This window comes from Shigella sp. FC1661 (assembly GCF_001712525.1).
In the GTDB taxonomy this organism is placed as follows: Bacteria; Pseudomonadota; Gammaproteobacteria; order Enterobacterales; family Enterobacteriaceae; genus Escherichia; species Escherichia coli.
This window is the reverse complement of record NZ_MDGW01000159.1, coordinates 1-5,284: the sequence shown is the minus strand read 5'-3', so window position 1 is coordinate 5,284 and position 5,284 is coordinate 1. Positions and strand designations below refer to the sequence as shown.

Annotated in this window: 1 protein-coding gene and 3 pseudogenes; all 4 read right to left on the bottom strand. The window is 54.5% G+C overall.

Annotated elements, in window-relative coordinates; all coding sequences use genetic code 11:
- Window positions 1–260 (bottom strand): annotated as a pseudogene (locus tag BFF42_RS10710) (IS1-like element transposase); the annotation flags it as partial.
- Between the two features lie 28 nt (window positions 261–288).
- Complete coding sequence (locus tag BFF42_RS10705) at window positions 289–555, bottom strand: SEL1-like repeat protein (RefSeq protein WP_237160979.1); 267 nt, start codon at window positions 553–555, stop codon at window positions 289–291.
- A gap of 56 nt (window positions 556–611) precedes the next feature.
- Window positions 612–4,777: pseudogene (locus BFF42_RS10700) on the bottom strand (RHS element core protein).
- Window positions 4,778–4,911: 134 nt separating this feature from the next.
- Window positions 4,912–5,284 (bottom strand): annotated as a pseudogene (locus BFF42_RS10695) (IS1-like element IS1X2 family transposase); the annotation flags it as partial.

Sequence of the window (5,284 nt, the reverse complement as noted above, 5' to 3'; positions counted from 1 at the left end):
CTGAGTTTTTTAAGTGACGTAAAACCGTGTTGAGGCCAACGCCCATAATGCGTGCACTGGCGCGACATCCGACGCCATTCATGGCCATATCAATGATTTCTGTGCGTACCGGGCTGAGAGGCGGTGTAAGTGAACTGTAGTTGCCATGTTTTACGGCAATGAGAGCAGAGATAGCGCTGATGTCCGGCAGTGCTTTTGCCGTTACGCACCACGCCTTCAGTAGCGGAGCAGGAAGGACATCTGATGGAAATGGAAGCCACGCAAGCACCTTAAAATCACCATCATACACTAAATCAGTAAGTTGGCAGCATTACCTGACTCAAGTTCTCTTGATAAGTTATATTGAGCTATAGCATTTCCATTATTTGCCGATATTATTAACCATTCGTGCTGTTTTCTGTATGATTTTGGCTCGCAAAAAAGGTAATATTTGTATAATTTAAATGCAGCATCACTATCACCTTGTGATGCCTTAAGTTCTTCTTTCCTCACATCATCTGGTGATAAAAAATTGAGCGAATATGTTGATATTATCTTTTCGCTATCATTACTCATATGACCTCCAGAGATAAGGGGGATTGTTATAAATATAAAGAGAAAATACCTCATACCTATGGTTTCCTTCGCTTGAATGTAAACTCATGTCCAGGCTGATTCGTGTCCATTTGCAATTGATTGTTTGCATCATAGAATCCTCCCCAAGGCTCTACCTTACCATTTGAATAGTACCAGTCATATTGGTCAGGAGCATAGACTCTCACACCTAGTTCATCTGCCAATTGCTGTGCATAAGAGTTATTTCCTTTTCCTGTATTACAGGATAACAGTCTTACTGACATTCCATGTTTAAATTTAGGATGATTTCGAACCTCATTAGCTAATGTCTTGACATCTATCTTATTATAATTTTCATCATATACTGATTGAGGATCACCATGTGTTCCAATTGTAATGATATTAGGATTATTCCAAACTTTCTCTGCATAATTTCGTATGTCTTCGTTAACTGGGAAGTGGTTTATATCTACGGCTAAGCCAAGAGGATCTGCATAATTTATTGGATTCAGCGGATATTTATATAAATTCCACCCCCCATTTAACCCAATCGGGTCCTGTGTAATATACCTCCCCTGTAACGGCTCGTAGTAACGATAACGATTATAGCACAGCCCCGATTCATCATCGTACTGCTGCCCCGGCAGGCGGTATGGCTGGAACAGATGATGCGGGTTCTCCTCATTAAGCTGATTCCCCCACTCGTCATACTCCCCACGCCATTCCGTTGCTCCTTCGGTACTGATGAGCGCCAGCGGCAGCCCCCGGTGGTCACAGTGATAAAGATGAATTTTTCGCTCAGGTAAATAAACCGGCTCTATCTGTGCCGCCAGCCGCTCCACCGTCAGCCCGCACTGTGCCAGCCACTGGCGGCTTTCACTGCTCACGCGGTCTGCCCGGATTTCCCCCTCCAGCCTGTCCAGCATCCTCACAAGTTCTGCCGGGAACACCACACCGTGGCCGTCCTCGCTTCCTTCCTGCTGCAACTTCTCCGCCAGGCTGCGGCGCTGCGCTTTCTGCAGCTCACCATTCTCTGTTTCGATACGGATGAGCGGCGTGAAGCTCCCCGGCTGGTATACCGTCTGGATACGCTTGGTATCGGTCTGTACCGTCGTCAGCCGGTCGCTGTCCCAGCCGTACCACGTCACCTCCGGTTTACGCGACAGCGACATCCATCCCGTCAGGTCACGCTCGCAACGCCACACCCGTTTCCCCGTCCGGCGGCCCAGCGGGTCGTAGAGATAGCGGCTCTCGACCAGTGGCTCCTCATGCTGTATCCGCGTATAAAACACCAGCCGGTGCTGGCTGTCGTAGTGGTAGTGGTGGGTCCGCTCGTCGTCCGTCCGTATCACACCCGTCGGGATGCGGTCCGTCTTCTCCGTCAGCCTGCCATACCTGTCATAGCGGTACAGGTAGTACGCGTCTTCGGTGATTCGGTTATCCGGCCACGCCGTGAGTGTACTGTCCGGGTGCAGCTCCGGGTCCGGCAGGCGGTTTCCCGCCGGGTCGGAGGCATACGGGATGCGGATATCCAGGTCTGATGCAAGGGTGCGCACACTCTCCAGCCTGCCCGTGGCACTGTAGCCGTATTCCCGCGACTGCCACGGGCCGCTGATGCGCACCAGGTCGCCATTGTCATTCCAGCCATAGTCACGGTCATACACCAGGCTGTTCAGGTGCTGACTCTGTAACCGGCCTGCGGGGGTGTAAGTGCTGGTCAGTTCATATGCATTATTGCCGAAGCTGCGCACCGTTTCCCGGTGCAGTCTATCCCGTGTGTACTCCACCAGCGGCGTGTCGCCCAGTTTCATTCCCGCCAGGTAACCGCTGCCATACGTTAGCCACTCCACCGGTGGCAGGCTGTCTGCCTGAAAGCGGTTTGCCAGCCCCTGCTCGTTGTAAGTGTGTTGCGTCTCATGCTGCCAGAGCAGTTCCCCCGTCTCCGGGTGATGTACCGTCTGGCGCTCGCCTGTGAGACGTCCCTTACGGTTATAACCGTAATGCACCGCCACCCGGTGGCCTTCGCTGAGATGGCTGATTTCTGTCAGCCAGCCGTGGTCGTTATACCGCCACTGCTCTGCCGGTTCGCCGTTCACCGTGCGGTGTGTGATACGGTCCGATGCATCGTAGTGCCAGAGGGTGATAAGCCCCTCATCCTCGCTCTGCGTGAGTTTCCCGGTCAGGTCATAACGGTAACGCTGCGTCCGCCCGTCAAAGCCGCGCTGCTGTATCAGGAGGTCAAGCACATCCCAGCTAAATTCTGTATGGCTGCCGTTCTCGTTGGTCAGGCTGATGACACGTCCCGCTGCATCGTATTCCATGCTGCGCGTCAGCCCACCCTGTGCGGTGCTGACGGCCTTTCCCCACGCATCGTACTGTGTCTCACTCCGGTTGCCGTCCGGGGCAATGATGGCGGTCGGGTCGCCTGCGGCGTTGTACTCATACTGCGTTTCACGGCCCTGCGTATCTTTCACCGAGATTAACTGGCCACGGTTGTCGTAACTGCGGTAAAGGCTGATGCTTTCCTCACGGTGAACCGCCGTCATTTGCCCGAAGCGGTCATATTCATAACGGGTTTCATAGCCTGAGCAGTCGGTGAAGGTCTGTAACTGCCCGTAGCGGCTCCACGTCATCTGCTTGCGGCTACCCGTCGCATCTTCTGTTACAGAGGGTAATTCACTGTGTGGATTATCATAACTGTAGCGGGTGACATCGCCGTTGCGTGCTGTTTCCTGCGTCAGACGCCCGTACTCATCATATTTCCGGCGTATTTCCAGTCCGTCAGGCCCGGTGGCTGAGGTTAACTGGTTTTGATTGTTATAGTAAAATTCCGATTTCCTGCCGTCCGGCGTGGTGATGCACGTGACGAGTCCCGTCACCACATTCGGACTGTATTCTGTTGTCCGGCCTGCTGCATCCGTCTGTGACTGGAGTCGCCCCATATAGTCAAATTTACTTCGGGTGATGCTGCCATCCGCGAATTCCTTTTTCACCACACGTTTCAGCCCGGCTTCACCTTCCGTGTGCAGCACCTCCCGCCGGTTCAGGCTGTCGGTGATGGTGATACGGTTTTTCTCATACTGATAGGCGTAGCTTAAGCCTGCCGGATTAAACTGCTCCGTCACGCGACCTATGTCGTCGTAGCGGTAACGCATCTCCGGCCTGCCTGCGTAACGGTGCGCCACCATCCGGCCCCGGTATTTATCATCGTAAGTAAAGTGGCGCATCTGAGTACCGCTGCGGTCATACACCGCCGCCAGCTCACCGCGTGCCGTCCAGTCGTAGCGTACCAGGGGGGCGGCGGGCAGATTCTCCGGGTATTCCGGGTCGTGCGTCAGCCACACCCCTGACAGGCGGATACCGTTATCCCGGCCATACTCCGTATAGTCCGGCAGTGAATCCGGGATATCCGATCCTTTCGTTCCTGCGGCGATGGCCTGCTGCCGGGCGTTTTCTGCCCGTTGCGCCTGCGTGGTCAGCACCAGGCAGAACTGACGGCCTGCCCCATCGGTCACGCCGGTGATTTCTCCGGTAAATTCGCCTGCGGCCTCACGGTGGAAGGTTTGCGTGCGCCCGAAGCGGTCCACCAGGCCGGTCAGCACCCGGTACGGCGGCAATGGGGCAGGCAGCACCTCATCCCCCCCCGGCACCCGCTCACTCCAGCCGAGTACCCACCACGGCCCCTGCGGACTGTTCGTCGCCAGATAAATATGCGGACTCAGGCGGAGTTCTTCCGGCAGAGCCTGCCAGAGTGGGGCAAGACGGTGACTTTCATTCAGTTTCGCCACGCCGCCGCGTACCAGCCAGAATAATTCGCTGCGGCTGAAACCATCCTCACCGGGAAACAGGTGCTCAAAATGAATGCTTCTGCCACCGTTATCATTGAGTATCAGTTCGTTATCGCGTATCTGTAAGCGGATATCAAAGGGTGCTTTCCAGCCAGGACCGAAGATACCGACGGGCGCAGGGGTTTTCGTCCGGTAGCTGCTGTAGGTGCGGGAGAGCACGAACGGTAACGGGCCGGGCAGCGCGAAATCGGTTTCGCCGGGCTGTACTTTGCACCGAGCAGCGGATTCACCGGGTTGCCGGAAGTGAATCCGCCGGGGCACACTGAGCAGGCCACGCCGGTTGGCGCACCAATTCTCACGCCTGCCGACCCCTGGACTATCGGGCCACCTTTCATTGTGGCATCGCCCTGACGTGCCGCTGGTTTTCCGCTCATCGCTGATATCCTTTTATGGTTCATCTGGCCTGATGCTGGCGGCACCGGACAAAATGATAAATAACGTTACTGTATGAAACGAAATACTCTCTTTTTGTATTATTTTTTTGACTGATATCGGTAATGACTCCAACTTACTGGTAGTGTTTTATGTTCAGATAATGCCCGATGACCTTGTCATGCAGCTCCACCGATTTTGAGAACGACAGTGACTTCCGTCCCAGCCTTGCCAGATGTTGTCTCAGATTCAGATTATGTCGCTCAATGCGCTGAGTGTAACGCTTGCTGATAACGTGCAGCTTTCCCTTCAGGCGTGATTCATACAGCGGCCAGCCATCCGTCATCCATACCACGACCTCAAAGGCCGACAGCAGGCTCAGAAGACGCTCCAGTGTGGCCAGAGTGCGTTCACCGAAGACGTGCGCCACAACCCTCCTCCGTATCCTGTCATACGCGTAAAACAGCCAGCGCTGACGTGATTTAGCACCGACGTAGCCCCACTGTTCG